This is a genomic window from Hansschlegelia beijingensis (assembly GCF_014196425.1).
GTDB lineage: Bacteria > Pseudomonadota > Alphaproteobacteria > Rhizobiales > Methylopilaceae > Methylopila > Methylopila beijingensis.
In genome coordinates this window covers 333,681-350,187 of sequence record NZ_JACIDR010000001.1, presented here as the reverse complement: position 1 = coordinate 350,187, position 16,507 = coordinate 333,681, and the positions used below count along the sequence as shown (strand labels likewise).

General features: G+C 68.9%; 14 protein-coding genes. 2 read left to right on the top strand and 12 right to left on the bottom strand.

The annotated features are described in order from the left end of the window. Positions 1-30 precede the first annotated feature (30 nt). Both frc and GGR24_RS01615 read right to left on the bottom strand, forming a co-directional pair. The gene (frc, locus tag GGR24_RS01620) at positions 31-1,281 is read right to left on the bottom strand and encodes a formyl-CoA transferase (protein ID WP_183393545.1); all 1,251 of its coding nucleotides are present in this window, start codon (positions 1,279-1,281) and stop codon (positions 31-33) included. An 84-nt stretch (positions 1,282-1,365) separates the two neighbouring features. Continuing rightward, positions 1,366-1,830: a PAS domain S-box protein gene (locus tag GGR24_RS01615; RefSeq protein WP_183393544.1), complete on the bottom strand. Its 465-nt coding sequence runs from the start codon at positions 1,828-1,830 to the stop codon at positions 1,366-1,368. A 434-nt stretch (positions 1,831-2,264) separates the two neighbouring features. On the opposite strand from GGR24_RS01615, the gene GGR24_RS01610 reads away from it, so the two are divergent. Next, positions 2,265-2,708, top strand: coding sequence for an OsmC family protein (locus GGR24_RS01610; RefSeq protein ID WP_183393543.1), 444 nt, complete (start codon positions 2,265-2,267; stop codon positions 2,706-2,708). 40 nt (positions 2,709-2,748) lie between these two features. Beyond that, positions 2,749-3,111 carry a YybH family protein gene (locus GGR24_RS01605; RefSeq protein WP_183393542.1) on the top strand — a complete coding sequence of 121 codons (363 nt, stop codon included), beginning with the start codon at positions 2,749-2,751 and terminating at the stop codon, positions 3,109-3,111. Between the two features lie 76 nt (positions 3,112-3,187). Here GGR24_RS01605 and GGR24_RS01600 read toward each other — a convergent pair whose 3' ends face one another. From GGR24_RS01600 to GGR24_RS01555, 10 genes are all read right to left on the bottom strand, one after another. Further along, positions 3,188-3,742 carry a c-type cytochrome gene (locus tag GGR24_RS01600; RefSeq protein ID WP_183393541.1) on the bottom strand — a complete coding sequence of 185 codons (555 nt, stop codon included), beginning with the start codon at positions 3,740-3,742 and terminating at the stop codon, positions 3,188-3,190. Next, positions 3,729-4,994, bottom strand: coding sequence for a sulfite dehydrogenase (gene soxC / locus GGR24_RS01595; RefSeq protein ID WP_183393540.1), 1,266 nt, complete (start codon positions 4,992-4,994; stop codon positions 3,729-3,731). The genes GGR24_RS01600 and soxC overlap by 14 nt, the downstream gene beginning before the upstream one ends. A gap of 198 nt (positions 4,995-5,192) precedes the next feature. Beyond that, positions 5,193-7,022, bottom strand: a complete 1,830-nt coding sequence (locus GGR24_RS01590; RefSeq protein WP_183393539.1) for a SulP family inorganic anion transporter — start codon at positions 7,020-7,022, stop codon at positions 5,193-5,195. After that, positions 7,019-7,966: a dimethyl sulfoxide reductase anchor subunit family protein gene (locus GGR24_RS01585; RefSeq protein ID WP_183393538.1), complete on the bottom strand. Its 948-nt coding sequence runs from the start codon at positions 7,964-7,966 to the stop codon at positions 7,019-7,021. The genes GGR24_RS01590 and GGR24_RS01585 overlap by 4 nt, the downstream gene beginning before the upstream one ends. A 4-nt stretch (positions 7,967-7,970) precedes the next feature. Continuing rightward, the gene (locus tag GGR24_RS01580; protein WP_183393537.1) at positions 7,971-8,753 is read right to left on the bottom strand and encodes a 4Fe-4S dicluster domain-containing protein; all 783 of its coding nucleotides are present in this window, start codon (positions 8,751-8,753) and stop codon (positions 7,971-7,973) included. A 1-nt stretch (position 8,754) separates the two neighbouring features. Beyond that, a complete protein-coding gene (locus GGR24_RS01575; RefSeq protein ID WP_183393536.1) occupies positions 8,755-11,655 on the bottom strand; it encodes a molybdopterin oxidoreductase family protein in 2,901 nt (966 codons plus the stop codon). A gap of 472 nt (positions 11,656-12,127) precedes the next feature. Next, entirely contained in the window at positions 12,128-14,677 is a 2,550-nt protein-coding gene (locus GGR24_RS01570) for a Gldg family protein (protein ID WP_183393535.1), read from the bottom strand. Continuing rightward, entirely contained in the window at positions 14,667-15,377 is a 711-nt protein-coding gene (locus tag GGR24_RS01565; RefSeq protein WP_183393534.1) for an ATP-binding cassette domain-containing protein, read from the bottom strand. Before GGR24_RS01565 ends, GGR24_RS01570 begins: the two co-directional genes overlap by 11 nt. Before the next feature lie 27 nt (positions 15,378-15,404). After that, complete coding sequence (locus GGR24_RS01560; RefSeq protein ID WP_183393533.1) at positions 15,405-15,599, bottom strand: hypothetical protein; 195 nt, start codon at positions 15,597-15,599, stop codon at positions 15,405-15,407. A 22-nt stretch (positions 15,600-15,621) separates the two neighbouring features. After that, entirely contained in the window at positions 15,622-16,497 is an 876-nt protein-coding gene (locus tag GGR24_RS01555) for an ABC transporter ATP-binding protein (protein ID WP_183393532.1), read from the bottom strand. Between the last annotated feature and the right edge of the window lie 10 nt (positions 16,498-16,507).

The window sequence follows — 16,507 nt, the reverse complement described above, 5'->3', positions numbered from 1 at the left end:
CATGCCGTCAGGTAAGTTGACGGGCGGCGATCAGACCGCGCGGGCCTGGTGCAGCATCTCGATCTGCTGCTCGGTGTAGCCGAGGTCGCGCAGCACTTCGTCGGTGTGCTCGCCGAGCAGCGGGGAAGCCTTCACGTCGACCTCCATGTCCGAGAACTTGATCGGGCTGCCGACGGTCAGATACTTGCCGAGCTTGGGATGATCGACCTCGACGACCGTGCCGCTCTTGCGGAGCGACTCGTCGTTCGCGATCTCCTTCATCGACAGCACCGGCGCGCAGGGGATGTCGAACTTGCGCAGGATGTCGACCGCCTCGAACTTGGTCTTGTCGGCGAGCCATTCCTCGATCGTGGCGAAGATGTCCATGATCTTGTCCTGGCGGGCGCGGGCGGTGTTGTAGGCCGGATCGTCGATCCACTCTTCCTTGCCGAGCGCCTTGCAGATCGGGGCCCAGGCGTGACCCTGGATGGTGAAGTAGATGTAGGCGTTGGGATCGGTCTCCCAGCCCTTGCACTTCAGCACCCAGCCCGGCTGGCCGCCGCCGCCGGCGTTGCCGCCGCGCGGCACCACGTCGGAGAACTCGCCGTGCGGATACTGCGGGTACTCCTCGAGATAGCCGAGGGCGTCGAGGCGCTGCTGGTCACGCAGCTTGACGCGGCAGAGGTTGAGCACCGAGTCCTGCATGGACACGGCGACCTTCTGGCCCTTGCCGGTCTTGTTCTTCTGATGCAGCGCCGTGAGGATGCCGATCGCGAGATGCATGCCGGTGTTGCTGTCGCCGAGCGCCGCGCCCGAAACGGTGGGGGGGCCGTCCCAGAAGCCGGTGGTCGACGCGGCGCCGCCCGCGCACTGCGCGACGTTCTCGTAGACCTTCAGGTCCTCGTAGTGGTGGCCGTCCGAGAAGCCCTTCACCGAGGCGAGGATCATGCCCGGGTTGAGCTCCTGGATGCGCGCCCAGGAGAAGCCCATGCGGTCGAGCGCGCCGGGGCCGAAGTTCTCGACCATCACGTCCGATTCACGGATCAGCTTCTCGAGGACTTCCTTGCCCTCGGGAGTCTTGGTGTCGAGCGTCAGCGAGCGCTTGTTGGAGTTCAGCATCGTGAAGTACAGCGCGTCGGCGTCTTCGACGTGGCGGAGCTGCGAGCGCGTGACGTCGCCGGCGCCGGGGCGCTCGACCTTGATCACGTCAGCGCCGAACCACGCCAGCAGCTGGGTGCAGGCAGGACCCGCCTGCACATGCGTGAAGTCGATGATCTTGATGCCCTCGAGCGGCTTGCTCATGTGGTGCTCCCTTTCGATCTTTGGATCGTGATTTCTGTTGACTGACTTGCGATTGTGCGCCGAAACGTCCTCGGCGCGTCCGCCTCACGCGGGGGAAACCTGTGGCTCAGCCTCCTGCCTCGCGGATTGGGCGGCTTCGAGCGCGGCGAGCCGCTTGCGAAGCTCCCGCTCCTCGCTCCACCGGGCGGTCTCGTCGCGGATCACCGCGGCGACGCCCGTGACCCGGCGATCAGCGTCGAACAGGAGGGAGACCGTGAAGGCGATCGACAGCGACCGGCCATCCTTGCCGATCGCCGGCACCTTCAGGAGCTCGTGCCCGTACTTGGTCTTGCCGGTCTCGGCCGTCCTGGCGTAGCCGCGCCAGTGTCGCGCGCGATGCCGTTCGGGCGTGATCAGATCGAGCGACTGCCCGACGGCCTCGGCCTCGGTGAAGCCGAACATCCGTTCCGCGGCGGGGTTCCAGAGCGTGATGCGGCCGTCGCGGTCCGACACGACGATCGCGTCGCCGACTGCGGCCACCAACTGCTCCAGATCCACGTTCTGCGACATAAATCCTCCGATCAGCCCGCTCCTGACATGGAGGTCCGGGTGCGCAGGCAGGACACGGGTCGCCAAGACCGGCGCCAGATCGTTCAACGGCTGTTCAAGACGAGAGAAACTCGTTCGGTAGCCGGCTTCAGTCGCAAATAGGACGCTGTTTCGTCATCTACTGTTTCCTCCTTTTGCCGGAGCCGCTTTTGGGTCTCCGACTGCGCGTCACTTTGTGTGACTTTGCGCGCTGTTATATGTGGTATTTGGTATGCCAGCTTCGGCTTGAAGTCAAGGCCGCTGAGGCCGGCGGTTGCCGCCGGCGCCCTGCGCTCCATACTCCGGCGGGGTCACGAACAGCGGGCCGCTTCCGGCCGGCCGAGGCCCGCGGCTGCGGCCCTTCCCGCGCCGTGGCTAGCCCCGAACGTCGCCGCAGCATCAGCCCGGGATCATCCATGACGACCGAAGCGCGAATCCGGATTCGCCAGATCGACGGCTATCGCTTCATGGTCGACTTCGGCGCCGCCATCCCGGATCTGCTGGTCGACGAGGCCGCGCCGATCGGCGACGACGCCGGGCCGCACCCGGAGCAGTTGCTGGTCGCGAGCGTTGCGAACTGCCTGTGCGCGAGCCTGGTCTTCGCGTTGGGCAAGTACAAGCAGGATGCGGGCGACGTGCAGGCCGAGGCGTCGTGCCGGGTCGCGCGGAACGCCGAGAACCGGCTGCGGGTGGAGGGCATCGACGTCGCGATCACGCTTGGGGCGTCGGCGGACCAGATGCCTCGGGCGGATAGCGCGATCTCCCAGTTCCAGCGCTTCTGCACCGTGTCCGAAAGCGTCCAGACCGGCGTTCCGGTGAGCGTCGTGGTGCGCGATCGCGAAGGGCGGCTGCTGACCTGAGGGCCCGCCGCTCGCCTTCGCCTCAAGAAGGAGCCAGCAGATGACCACTGCCGAACGCGAGGCCGCACGGGACCCGGACGATCTCGCCCGCCTCTTCATCGCCCGCGCCAACGAAGGCGACGTCGAGGGTCTCGTCGCCCTCTACGAGCCCGAAGCCGTTCTGGCCGCGGGCGAGATCGTGGCCACCGGCCACGCGGAGATCCGCAAATTCTACGCCGCCCTGCTCGAGCGGCGAAAAAGCTTCCCCGCGCCAGAGCAGCTGCCGACGCTGCGCAACGGCGACACGGCCATGACGTTCGCCCGCCTGCCCAATGGCGCGATTTCGGCGGAGGTCGCGCGCCGCCAGGCGGGCGGCGAATGGCTCTGGGCCATCGACCAGCTGAAGATCAAGCCGCAGTCCTGAGCGAAGCTCCGGATATGGCAGGGGACGATCGCGAGACGGCGAGGCAGTGAAGCCTCGCCGTCCCGCCGGCCCGGCGTCAGCGCCCGGCGTTGTAGAGCGGCAGGTCCGGCCCCCGCCCGTCGTAGAAGCCCTTGGCGTTCGGCATCTCGACCTTGGGCAGGCTGCTGGCGTCCAGGGTGGCGTCCTCGGGGATGACGCCGCCCTTCGCGAGCACGTAGGCCGTCACGGCGTAGACCTCGTCGGGCGACAGCGAACCCGGCTGGTCGAACGGCATGGCGCGCCAGACAAAGTCGTAGAGCGTCGAGGCGTAGGGCCAGTAGCTCTCGACGGTCTTCACCGGCTTGGCCGACGACAGGGTGCCGCGCCCCCCGACGAGCGGCGCTCCGCCCGCCGCCGGGACGCCCTGGAGCTTGTCGCCGTGGCAGGCGGCGCATCGCTCCCCGTAGACCTTCGCGCCCGCCGACACCGTTCCGCTGCCGGGCGGAAGCCCCTCCCCGTCCGGCTGGATGGCGAAGTATCGCGCAAGGTCCTGGTCGGACGCCGGCGCGCCCACCTCCAGCGTCTCGGCGAAGGCGGCGGAGGCGCCGAGCGAGAGCGCGAGCGCGGCGAGGCCGAACTTAAGCGTGGACATTGCTGACCCCTCCGTCGGCGGCGACCGCCCAGCTCTGGATCGCGTTGTAGTGGTAGACAGAATTCAGGCCCCGCAGCCGGACGAGTTCCTCGCGCGTGGGCTGCACATAGCCGGTCTCGTCGACGCACCGGCTCTGCAGTGTCGCCGCCTGTCCGTCCCAGGCCCACGGGCAGTTGAAGCGCACGGTGCACATCGGCTCCGCGACGTTCTCGATGTTGGCCGGCCGCCAGGTCTTGCCCGCGTCGGTCGAAACCTCGACGGACTGGACCCGGCCGCGCCCCGACCAGGCGATCCCCTTGATCTCGTAGAGCCCGGGCTTCGGCAGCATCATGTCCGCCGACGGGAAAGTGATCACGGACTTCGCGCCCATCTGCAGCGTGAACAGCTTGGCGCGGCCGTCCGGCATCAGGTCGGTGTATTTCGAGGTCTCCTCCCGGGTCATGAACGGCCGGTCGCTGACCTGCAGCCGCCGCAGCCATTTGATGTGCGTGTTGCCCTCATAGCCGGGCAGCAGCAGGCGCAGCGGGTACCCCTGCTCGGGGCGCAGCGCCTCGCCGTTCTGGCCGTAGGCGATCATGCCGTCCGACAGCAGCTTCTCGAGCGGCACGCTGCGCGTCATCACCGCGGCGTCGGCGCCCTCCGCCAGCACCCAAAGCGCGGCCTCCTTGAGCCCGACCTCGCGCGCCAGCGTCGAGAACAGCACGCCCGTCCATTCCGAGGTGCTGAGCAGGCCATGCGTGACCTGCACGTTCTTGGCGGTGGGCTTGGCCCATTCGGTCAGCGTGTTGCCCGAGCACTCGATGAAGTGCTTCCGAGTGACGGACGGCATCCGCTTGAGATCGGCGACAGAGAACTTCTTGGCCGTCCCGACCATGCCGTGCACGACCAGTTCGTGACGGGCGGGATCGATCGTCGGAATGCCGCCGTGATGGCGCTCGAAATGCAGGCCCGAGGGCGTGAGATTGCCGATCTGGGCTGCGAGCGGCGTGAAGGTCCAGGACGTCAGGTCGGTCGGGTTGTTGGCCTTGGACCGCACCTCGGTCTCGAACTGGGAGCGCGTCCCGTAGCCGCCGTCGGCGAGCAGCGGCCGGCCCTGTTCCTTGGTGGGATCTTCCGGCACGTCGTAATGCACGGAACCCGGAGGCGCGGATTCAGCCGCCCTCGCCGCGCCGGCCGCGAGCGCCGTCGCGCCCAGCGTGGAGGCCGCCGACAGCAGAAGCTGGCGACGCCCGAGCCCCGCCTGCGGCCTCATCCCCTCCTGGCAGGGGCACTCCTCGTCCACCGGCCGCGACGCGGCCAAAGGTTCATACGCTTCGTCCGACCCTCTCCGTCTCATTGCGCTTCCTCCCCATGCGGGCTTTCTCGCCGCATTTTCCGTCTTCTCGGGCAGGCAGACCGGGGCCGGGGCGGCGGCGCAGCCGCATCTGGTCGCGATCAGACAGGATCATCCTCATGACGCCGCGACGCTCGCTGACAGGCGCTCGGTCGACGGCGCGCTCTCCATGCCGGCCGCCGCGGGACATTCGCGGAAGATCCTCGTCTTGCAGGCCCGACAGATCTCGGGATCGAGTTCGGGGACGATCCGGGCGATGGCCTCGCCCTTCGACGCCATGACGTGGTCCCGGCCGAGCGCCTCGATCACATGGAACCGCTCGAGCGTCCGCAGCAGCGGCGGGAAGCGCGCGATCAGGTAGAGGTCGCCGCCCATGGCCCGCCGGCGCTTCGCCTCGGAGATCAGCAGCTCCGCCCCCGGAAGGTCGACGTCGCCGCCGCCGCGCAGGATGATGCCGAGGCGCTTCTGGTTCGGCCGCTGCCGCTGGATGCGGCCAAGCTCGCGCTCGAGATAGTCGACGGAGCCAAAGTAAAGCGGCCCCTCGAGCCGGGCGAAGGCAGCCTGCGGACATTCCGGCAGGCTGTAGAGCTCGGCATTGCGGAACGGGCGGTGAGACTGCAGCCCGTCAGGCGCGCCGACGGACAGCGTCGGCTTGGCGGTGCGCGACAGGAAGATCAGCAGCGAGACGATCACGCCGCCATAGACGGCGAACTCCAGGTTGACGAAGAGACCCGCCGCGAAGGTGATCGCCACGATGGTCGTCTCGGTCCGGCTCGTGGCCGCCAGCCGCCGGATCGCCCGAAGGTCGACCAGCCGGAACGCGACGTAGAGGATCACGGCCGCGACGGCCGGGATCGGCACCTGCCCGAACAGCGGCGCGACCACCAGCAGGATCGCCAGGAGGAAGCAGGACGACAGGATCGCGGACAGCGGCGTCGCCGCGCCGGCCTCGTAGTTGACGCCGCTGCGGGTGAAGGAGCCGGAGCCCGCGTAGCACTGGAAGAAGCTGCCGACGACGTTCGACACCCCCTGCGCCGCGATCTCGCGGTTGGCCTCGAACGGCCGGTTCTGCTTGAGCGCGAAGGCGCGGCCGATCGAGATCGCCTCGACGAGACCGAGCAAAGCGATCGCGAAGGCCCCCTCCCCGAGCGCGTGCAGCGTCTCGAACGAGAACGCCGGCATCGCCGGCGTCGGCGCGACCGAGGGCAGCGCTCCCACCATGCGAACGCCCCTGGCCTCCGCCTCGATCAGGACGCCGAGCAGGCTGCCGACGCCGAGCGCGACGATGAAGCCCGGCAGCTTCGGCGCGAACACCCGCAGGGCGACCAGCGTTCCGAGCGTGACGCCCGCGATCGCGAGCGCGGCCAGATTCGTCTCGCCCGCCGCGGCCGCCAGATTCGCGATCTGGCCGAAGATGCTCTGGCCGCGCTCGGCGCTCAGCCCCAGCGCGTCCTTCAGCTGGCTGACCGAGATCAGCAACGCGGCCGCCGCCGTGAACCCGATCATCACGGAGTGCGAGATGAAGTTCACGAACCGGCCGAGCTGCAGCGCCCCGAAGGCGCATTGCAGGACGCCGACCAGGAAGGTGAGGAAGATCGCGAGCGAGATGAACTCGGCGGTGAACGGCTGGGCGTGGGCGCTGAGCGTGCTCGCCATCAGCGCCGAGATCACGAGCGTCGGTCCCGACACCATGACCCAGGAGGAGCCGAGCAGCGCGGCCACCACCGGCACGACGATCGCGGTGTAGAAGCCGTATTGCGGCGGCAGACCGGCGATCGCCGCGAACGCCACCGCCTGCGGAAGGACAACGGTGGCGCTGGTCAGGCCCGCGACGACGTCGGAGCGGATGGTCGCCGGCGTGACGGCGGAGATCCATTGCGGTCGCAGCGCGCGACCAAGCCCCGCCCACGCCAGTCCCACTGGAGAAGACGGAGCGTGGTCGCTCATGCGGCGCGCGCTCCGTAGTAGAGCATCACGGTGTGCTTGGCTTCGGCGAAGAACAGCCAGCGTTCGACCAGGATCCCGGCGCCCGCCGAGAGCACGGCGATCAGGGCGACCACCGCGGCCGCCACGCCGCCGAGCAGCAGCGAGATCAGCATCAGCAGGATCGGAGCGCCGAACAGCGCGAGCACAACCAGCTTGCGCAGCTTGTCGGCGTGCTTGCGCGCGATGGTGAAGCCCATCTCGCGCATCAGGTAGTTCTCTTCAGTATGCGGCGCCTCGAACAGGCGGACCTTGCCGATGCCGCCGAGACCCGTGGCGGATTCCGGCGTGCTGACGTGGCTGGTCGTGGCGATGAAGCGCCAGTAGGCGAGCTTGCCGCCGAGCGCGACCAGACCCGCCGCCGCCGCGACGCCGTCGACCAGCGGCTGGCCGTGGCCGAGCAGGTGCAGCAGCGCGGCGAACAGCAGCGCGCCGCAGTACAGGCCGAGCGCGAAATAGTTGGGCACCACGTACTGGTTGCGCCACTGGTGGACGGTCTTCAGCGACGCGTAGATCATCGCCGTGCAGTAGATCGTCACGACCGCGCAGCAGGCGGTCATCACGCCGAGCAACACGGCCGCAAGGCCCGGGTCCGGCGACACGATCCAGGCGAGGCCGAGCAGCGTCGCGGGCACATAGGTCGCGATCGCCGCAAGGCCTTCACGCGACAGCCACGACGTCCGCCACTGCGACAAGGCCCGCCAAGCCCGCTCAGGCCGGCCGAGATGCAGCGTGGACGACAGCAGCCCGAGCGTAACGAGTAGCAACGCCGTCCCAAGCGTGACGAGCGCCACTACCCGCTCGGCGGGGGTCGCCGAGAACGCGGACAACAGGCCGGACCAGATCAGCAGGCCGTAGCCGGCGCCGGTGGCCGTGGTGAAGATGATGACTGATAGCGCAGGATGCATGACGTCACCGCGACAGGACGCGATCGGCCCAGCGCAGGAAGGCCGAGCCCTTCCCGTCCGGCTTCTTCATCGCAAGATCGAGGAGCGAGATGGTTTCGTCCGAGCCGCAGGAGGACGACGAGGCGGCGCTCGGCGGCGGAGGCCCGTTCTTGCGCGGCCGCGGCGGCAGATAGCGGTTCACCGGCTTGTAGCCGAGCTCCGGCATCAGCTCGTAGCCGCCGCGCTCGGCGACCAGGATCGAGACGTCCGAGTTCGGGTCGCCGAGATCGCCGAAGTGCCGGGCGTGCGACGGACAGGTGGCGACGCAGGCCGGCACCCGGTCGGCCTCGGGCAGATTGTCATTGTAGATCTTGTCGACGCACAGCGTGCACTTCTTCATCACGCCGTCGTCTTCGTCGAACTCGCGGGCGCCGTACGGGCAGGCCCAGGAGCAGAGCTTGCAGCCGATGCAGGTCTCGGCGTTGACCAGCACGATGCCGTCCTCGGCGCGCTTGTAGGAGGCGCCGGTCGGGCAGACGGTGACGCAGGCCGGCTCCTCGCAATGCAGGCAGGAGCGCGGGAAGTTCACGGTGCGGGAGGTCTCGCCCTGCCCGGCCTCGAAGGTGTGGACGCGGTTGAACCACACGCCGTCGGAGGTGTTCTGGTAGTCGGTGAGCGGTCCGGAATGGCCGCTCGCGTTCCACTCCTTGCAGTTGACCGCGCAGGCGTGGCAGCCGACGCAGGTGTCGAGATCGATCACCAGGCCCAGCTTCTTCTGGCCGGGAACGGCCTCGGGAAGACAAGTCACGTCATTTAACTCCAGACGTCTTTGCGGCCTGCCGGCGCTGCCACGGCCACTTGCGGCCTTCCGCGTCGTAGCGCAGCACGTCGGGGCGGTTCGGCATGCGGGGAGGCCGCGCGAGCGGCGGGAAACTCGGCAGCGGCGACTGTTCGCAATCGACCGCCTTCTCGACCCGGACCCGGACGTCGTACCAGGCGGCCTGGCCCGTGACGGGGTCGGAGTTCGAGTGGCTGTAGCCGTTCTTTTCGGGCAGGTGCTCGGAGATCACGTGGTTGAGCAGGAAGCCTTCCTGGCCCTCCGGCGCGTCGGCCGGCAGGTTCCAGGCGCCCTTGCGCTTGCCGATCGCGTTCCAGGTCCAGACCGTGTGAGGGTTCACGCCCTCCATGGTCCGCACCGGGGCGCGGATGCGGCCGTGGTTGCTGGTCACCCAAGCGTAGTCGCCGTCCTCGATGCCGAGGGACCTGGCGGTCTCGCGGTTCATGTAGAGGAAGTTCTTCGAGTAGATCTGGCGAAGCCAGGAGTTCTGCGAGTGCCACGAATGGTACATCGCCATCGGCCGCTGCGTGATCGCCGAAAGCGGGAACTCCTCGGCCGAGACGGCCTGCTCCTCGAGCGGCGCGTACCAGATCGGCAGCGGATCGAAATAGGCCTTGAGCCGTTCGCGGTCGCGCTCGGGCGGCTGGAGTTCGCCATGCCCCTCCGCGGCGAGCCGGAATTTCTGCAGCGGCTCGCTGTAGAGGTGCAGAACGATCTGCTCGGCCTTGTCGATCAGGCCAAGCTTCACCGCGTTCTCGAGATAGCCCTTGTTGCCGTGCTTGAAGTAGAGCTGATCGTGCGGCAGCTCCATCCGCCAGAAGCTCTTGTTGGCGACGTAGCGGTCGAGCTGGCTCTTGTTGGGCGCGCCCTTGCCGGCGGTCTCCCCGTCTTCGCCGCGGAAGCCCGCGAGCGGCCCGATGCCGGGCTTGCGCTCGTGATTGACGATGTAGTCGGGGTAGCCGCCCGGATATTTGGGGGAGCCGTCCTCGTTGACGAAGCCCGGCAGGCCGAGCCGCGCCCCGAGGTCGATCATCACCTCCTGGAACGGCCGGACGTCGCGGTCTGGCTTCAGCACCGGGCGACGGATGGCGTCGGCCGGGCCGTGCGCGCTGCCGATCGGCCGGTCGAGCAGCGAGATGCAGTCCCAGCGCTCGAGATAGGTCGTGTCCGGCAGCACGAGGTCGGCATAGGAGACCATCTCGGACGCATAGGCGTCGGAGTAGATGATCTTCGGGATCTTGTAGGTCCCGTCCGGATGCTTGTCGGTCAGCATCTGCATGGTCCCCGCCGTGTTCATCGACGAGTTCCAGGCCATGTTGGCCATGTACATGAACAGGACGTCGATCGGATAGGGATCGCCCGCCCAGGCGTTGTGGATCGCCATGTGCATCAGGCCGTGGGCGGCGATCGGGGCCTCCCACGAATAGGCCTTGTCGAGACGCTTCGGGGTTCCGTCCGCCTCGACCAGCAGATCCTCCGGCCCCATCGTGAAGCCGAGCGGCATGCCGCCGAGCGGCGTGTTCGGCGCGACGGTCTTGCCCGCGGGCTTCGGACCGCCGGGCAGCGGCTTCGGATAGGGCGCCTTGTACCGCCAGGAGCCCGGCGTATCGACCGCGCCGAGCAGCATCTGCAGCACATGCAGGGCGCGGCAGGTGTGGAAACCGTTGGAATGGGCCGAGATGCCGCGCATCGCGTGCATCGCGATCGGGCGCCCGACCATCGTCTCGTGCCGGCGGCCGGCCCAGTCCGTCCAGGGCTGGTCGATCACCACCGGATTGTTGAACGCCTCCGCGATCTCCGCGGCGATGCGCCGGATGCGCTCCGCCGTGACGCCGCAGCGGTCCGCGACCGCCTCGGGGGCGAACTCGTCGCTCAGATAGCGGTCGGCGAGCAGCTGGAACGACGGCGACGCGCGCCGGCCGTCCGGAAGGTCGAAGGTTCCGACGACGGCGGGCGAGAAGTCGGCCTTCGAGGCGGCGACAGGCTCACCGCGATCCTTGTCCCAGGCGAGCGGGGCGCCTTCGGCGTCGCGGGCGAACAGGCCGTGGTCCGAGCCGCCGGGATTGTCGATCACCAGCCAGGTCGCGTTGGTATAGCGGGCGAGGAATTCGAAATCGACGATGTCGTTGCGCAGCAGGACATGGATCAGGGCGAAGATGAACAGCCCATCCGTGCCCGGGCGTATGCCGACCCACTCGTCGGCGATCGCCGAATAGCCCGTCTTGACCGGGTTCACCGAAAGGAACTTGGCGCCGCGCTCCTTGAGCTTCGACAGGCCGATCTTGATCGGATTGGAGTCATGGTCCTCGGCGACGCCGAAGAGCATGAAGTAGCGCGCCTGATCCCAGTCCGGCTCGCCGAACTCCCAGAAGGCGCCGCCGATCGAATAGAGACCCGCCGCCGCCATGTTGACCGAGCAGAAGCCGCCATGCGCGGCGAAGTTCGGCGTGCCGAACTGCGCGGCCCACCAGCCCGTCAGCGACTGGCTCTGGTCGCGGCCGGTGAAGAAGGCGAGCTTCTTGGGATCCGTGCGGCGGATGTCGCCGAGCCACTTGGTGGCCAGCGCCAGCGCCTCGTCCCACTCGATCTCCTTGAACTCGCCGGATCCCCGCTCGCCGGTCCGCAGCAGCGGCTTGCGCAGCTTGGCCGGCGAATATTGCTGCATGATGCCGGCCGAGCCCTTGCCGCACAGCACGCCGCGATTGACCGGATGATCCTTGTTGCCCTCGATGTAGCGGATGCGGCCGTCCTTCAGGTGGACTTTGATCCCGCACCGGCACGCGCACATGTAGCAGGTCGTGTACTTGACCTCGTCCGCGACCGTGGGAGAGGTCTCCACCACCTCGCCGGGGCCGGCGAGCGCCTCCAGCATGTCCGGACGGCCAGGCTCGGACCGAACCGGGCGCGGCCCGCCGGCGCGCCGGAAGAAGCCGGTTGCGTGCCCAAGAGCATCAGAGATCAGACTCATAGCGATCCGCACATCCCAAGATCAGCAGGCGAAACAGCGCCTGATTATTTTTAGACAAGCCCCAAACTGGCCGCAACGCATGAGGACTGTATTCGCTTATGATTTAAATCGATCGTTTCGTTCGTCGATTTAGATTGAGGTAGAACCGAGCCCATTCGCGACCATTGAAGCGACCAGCGATTTTCCTGCGCAGGATTTTACTATCATCTTCTTTTGAACCCGCCCGATCCTGAGGGAGCGGCTTTCTTGCGGGTACTTTCCGATTGCTTCGACGCGCAGCCGCCAGGCGGCATTAGACGCTTCCTTGAGCGCCGACGGAAATAAACAGTGCCAATAGATGAGAAGGGCCGCCCATGGGCCCGAACAGGCCAGCGCGCTAGGGCGCGCGGCGGCGGCGCAGCAGCGCCACGCCCGCCGTCCAGGCGAGCGCCAGCGCCGGGCCGGCGGCGAGGTTGAACAGGATCACGCGCGAGCGAAGCGTCTGGAGCGCGGCCCGCTCCCGGTCCTGAACCGCCCGCAGCGTCGCCCGGTCGGAAGCGAGCGCGCGGCGCAGTTCGTCCGCCCTTTCCCTCACGTCGGGCGGCAGATCCGCGAAGGAGCGCACCCCCGCGGCCTCCGGAAGCGCAGCGATCCGCTGCTCCACTTCGGCGACCCGTGTGGCCGCCGCCGAGATCGCCTCCTGATCGGCGAGCGAGACTTCGCGGGCGAGCGCCGCCACGCGGCTCAGCGGACGGCTGTCGGTCGCCCGCGAGCGCGTCGCGATCAGCGCGCCGCCTCCGCTCGCCCGCTCCACCATGTTGAGGAACAGGGCGGCGTTGTCGTTGCGCGGTTTGCGCGCGCCGCCCGCGTCGGCGCCGCCCTCATAGGCGAAAGGATCCAGGATCCAGTCGATGTCCGCGACCGCGAAGACCGTTGACGCGCCGCCCTCGCGCGGCAGAGCGGCGGCGGCTTCGCTGAAGGCGCTGCGGAACGGGCCCTCCGCCTCGGCAACGATGACGCGGCGGCCGCCGCCCGGCCGAAACGCCGCCGCGAGGGCCGCCGGGGCCGTCGCGGCCATCCCGGCCCGCGGCGTTGCGCCGGCCGCCTCCGTGGTCGCGACCAACGCCGCCTCGTCGGGCGCCTCGAACGCGCCGGGCTCGACGAACAGGAGGTCGCCGAGTCCGGCCGTGACGGGGTTCGCGGCCGACAGCCGGTCCCTGGCGAACCTCATCCAGAACGGAAAGGTGATGGTCCTGCCGGACGGGTCTGCGACCGGGGTCGCGAGCTTCGCGTCGCCGACCACGTCGTCGCCCCTGTAGCGGAGGCCGTAACGCAGCAGCAGATCGGAGATGTCGTCGATCTCGCGGGACGGCTGGGGCGTCGCGCTGTCGCTCTTGGGACTGAGCCTAAGCCGTGGATCGATCATCACGATCAGCCCGGCGCCCCGGGTGACCGCCTGGTCGATCGAGCGCAGCATCTCCTTCTTCAGGAAGGTCGCGCCGATCACGATGACGCAGTCGAGCCCCTCGGGCAGGCTGTCGGCGAAGGCCGGGATGATGGCGACGTCGTAGGCGCGCCTGAGCTCGGCTATGGCGTTCAGCCCGGCCTGGCTGGGGTCGGCGCCGCCGGGCGCCAGAAGTGGCGAGATCACGCCGACCCTGGGCGCGGTCGCCCGGGCGAGCCCGGCAAGGGCCGTGGCGACGTCATATTCCAGCAGGGCCTCGCGCGTCTGGTCGAAATAGCCGATGGGAATCTGACGCCCGGCGGATGTCAGCGAGGCGCCGAGGAAGAAGGCGTCGCCTGAACTCAGCGGCATCCGGCGGATTCCGGCGCTCTCCGCCGCGGCTTCCGCACGGCTGCCGGGAGCGGGATCATGAACCGCGACCGCGAGCCGGCCCTGCGAGCGGCCCGTGACGAGCTCGAGGAAGTCCCGCACCCTCGCCGCATAGGCCCGGATCGCCTCGGGCGTCTCGGGACCCTGCGCGCTCCAGTAGAGGTCGATGCGCGCGTCCTCCGGCAGGCGGCCGACGATCTCGAGCAGGCCGCGTGACAGCGTGAAACGCCGGGCCTCGGTGAAGTCCAGCGCGAAGCGCGCGGGGATGGCGGCGGTGACCGCGACCACCGCCGCCGCGGCCACGGCGACCGCAGCGACCAGCCGCGCAGCGCCCCCCGGGCGACGGTCGCCGCCCGCCCGCAACGCCGCCGCCGCGCCCGCCACCGCGAGCGCCGTCAGAAACGCGAAATAGGCGAGCGCCCTCAGCTGCACCTCTCCGGTCGCGAGCTGGTCGAGCCAGAACTTGGGCGAGGCGAAGGCCAGGACGTCGAACGGCCGCGCCGTCGAGGAGCCGGGCGCCAGCCGCCCGACGCCGTCCCAGCCGAACAGCAGCAGGACGAACAGCATGGCGAGCGCGATCACGAAAGCGCCGACCTCGCTGCGCGCCAGCGCCGAGGCGAAAAGACCGATCGCGTAGAAGGCGACCAGCAGGCAGGCGGCGCCGACATAACCGGCCGCCACGGCCCCGAAATCCGGTTCGCCGAGATAGGCGAGCGTGGCGACGAGCGGCGTGGTGAAGAGCAGCGTGACGAGCATCACCACGGCGCCGGCGAGCCAGGCGCCCGCCGCGATCGCGCTCGGCGGCAGGGGAAGCGTGAGGAGGAACTCCCGCTCCCGGTCGAGCGGCCGATCCGCGAAGGCGCGCATCGCGAGCGCCGGAACGAAGATCAGCGCGACCCATGGCAGGAAGGCCAGCATCAGGTCGAGCGAGGCGCGGTCCCCGGCGAACAGATCGCCGATCAGGAACACGAAAACCGGAAGCGTGATCAGGAAGCCGACCTGAAAGACCAGCGTCAGCCGCGAGTAGACCAGCAGCCGCAGCTGGTGGCGGAACGCGGCGCGCGCCGCCTGCAGCCAGGACGGCGGTCGCGGGAGAGCCGGCTCAGCGGCCATCGGCTGCGTTCAGCGCCGCGTAGGCCGGGGCGAGCCGTCCCCGCTCGTCGAGGAGCGAGGGGAGCGGCGCATCCGCCACGATGCGGCCCGCGCGGAAGACGATGACGCGGTCGCAGAGCGTCTCCGCCTCTTCGAGAATGTGGGTGGAGATCAGGATCGCCTTGCCGGGCGCTGCGTCCCTGAGCCTGCCGCGCAGGCGCGCCTTCTGCTCCGGATCGAGCGCCGTCGTCGGCTCATCGAGGATGAGCGCCGGCGGATCATGCGCCACCGCCTGCGCGATCCAGGCCCGCTGCCGCCAGCCCTGAGAGAGCGCGCCGAGCGGCCGGCCGAGCGCCAGGGCGAGATCGGCGAAGTCCACGGCGCGCTCGATGGCGCGGCGTCGCGCGGCGCCGAAGAGCCCGCGGGCCTCCGCGGCGAAGGCAAGGAACTCGGAGATCGTGAGATCGGGAAAACCCGTGGGCGATTCCGGCAGGTACCCGACGGCCGCGCGCGCAGCCAGACGATCCGAGACCACGTCGCGTCCCGCGATGGAGGCCGAGCCCGCGTCGGGCCTCAGATAGCCTGCGAGCAGCCGCATCGTCGTGGATTTGCCGGCTCCGTTGGCCCCGAGCAGACCAACGATCTCGCCTGCCCCCGCCTGGAAGGAGACGCCGCCGAGAGCCGGCGCTCCTCCGAAGCGTTTGGCGAGAGACTGCGCCACGACAAGCATTCTTACGCGCACTCGCCGTCAGCGACCGGACATGAACCCCGCCACGATCATCAGCAGCATGCTGACGCCCGTCAACGCGTAGCCGGTCTTCACCAGGACTCCGGCCGGGGCAGTTCGACCCGCCCGGAGCGAGCCTACGACGCACAGGAGCGCGCCGCAGATCGCCACCGCGATGATCGCCTCGCGCGAGAGGAGGACGCCGAGGACGCTCATCGCGCGCCTCGGCCGATCCCCGTCATGGCTGGGCCTGAGGCCGAACCTGCTCGCCCCGCGCGCCCTGCCCGCGGAAGCTCTTCATCGCCTCCTCGTGCAGGATCTCGAGCGCTTGCCTCTTGATCTCGAACACTTCGGGCGAGCTCATCATGTGGAACTGGCGCGGCCGCGGCAGCGGAATCTCGATGACCGCGCGAACCTGGGCGGGACGGTTCGACAGCACGATCAGGCGGTCGGCCAGAAAGATCGCCTCCTCGATCTCGGAGGTGACGAACAGGTTGGTGCGCCGGTTCTCCTCGAACAGCCGCAGGAAGAACTCCTGCATCAGCGGCCGGGACATGGCGTCGAGGCCGCGGAACGGCTCGTCCATGATCAGCAGCACGGGCTTGTTGATCAGGGCCCGGGCGAGCTCAGCGCGCCGCTGCATGCCGCCCGAGAGCTGCGACGGATACTTCTTCTTGAAGTCGCCGAGGCCGACGCGGTCGAGCAGACGGCGCGCCTCCTTGTCGATCTCGGCGCGGGTCCCCTCGCCGCGCAGCAGCGGCCCGAACACGACGTTGTCATAGGTGGTCTGCCACGGCATCAGCGCCGTTTCCTGGAACACCACCATGCGATCCTTGCCCGGTCCCCGTACGGGGCTGCCGTTCAGCAGGATCTCGCCGGATTCCGGCGTGTCGTAGCCCGCGACCAGGTTGACGATCGTGGACTTGCCGCAGCCCGAGGGGCCGACGATGCAGGTGAGGTCGCCGGGCTTGATCTCGAAGGTCAGGTTCTTGATGACCTCCTCGCGGTCCCACTCCTCGCCGAAACCGCGCGAGACGTTCTTCAGTTCAACGCGGCTCTTCCCGGCCGCGGTGGCGGGGATGTCGATTTCCGATTGCGGAACGGTCGTGACCATAGGTCGAACT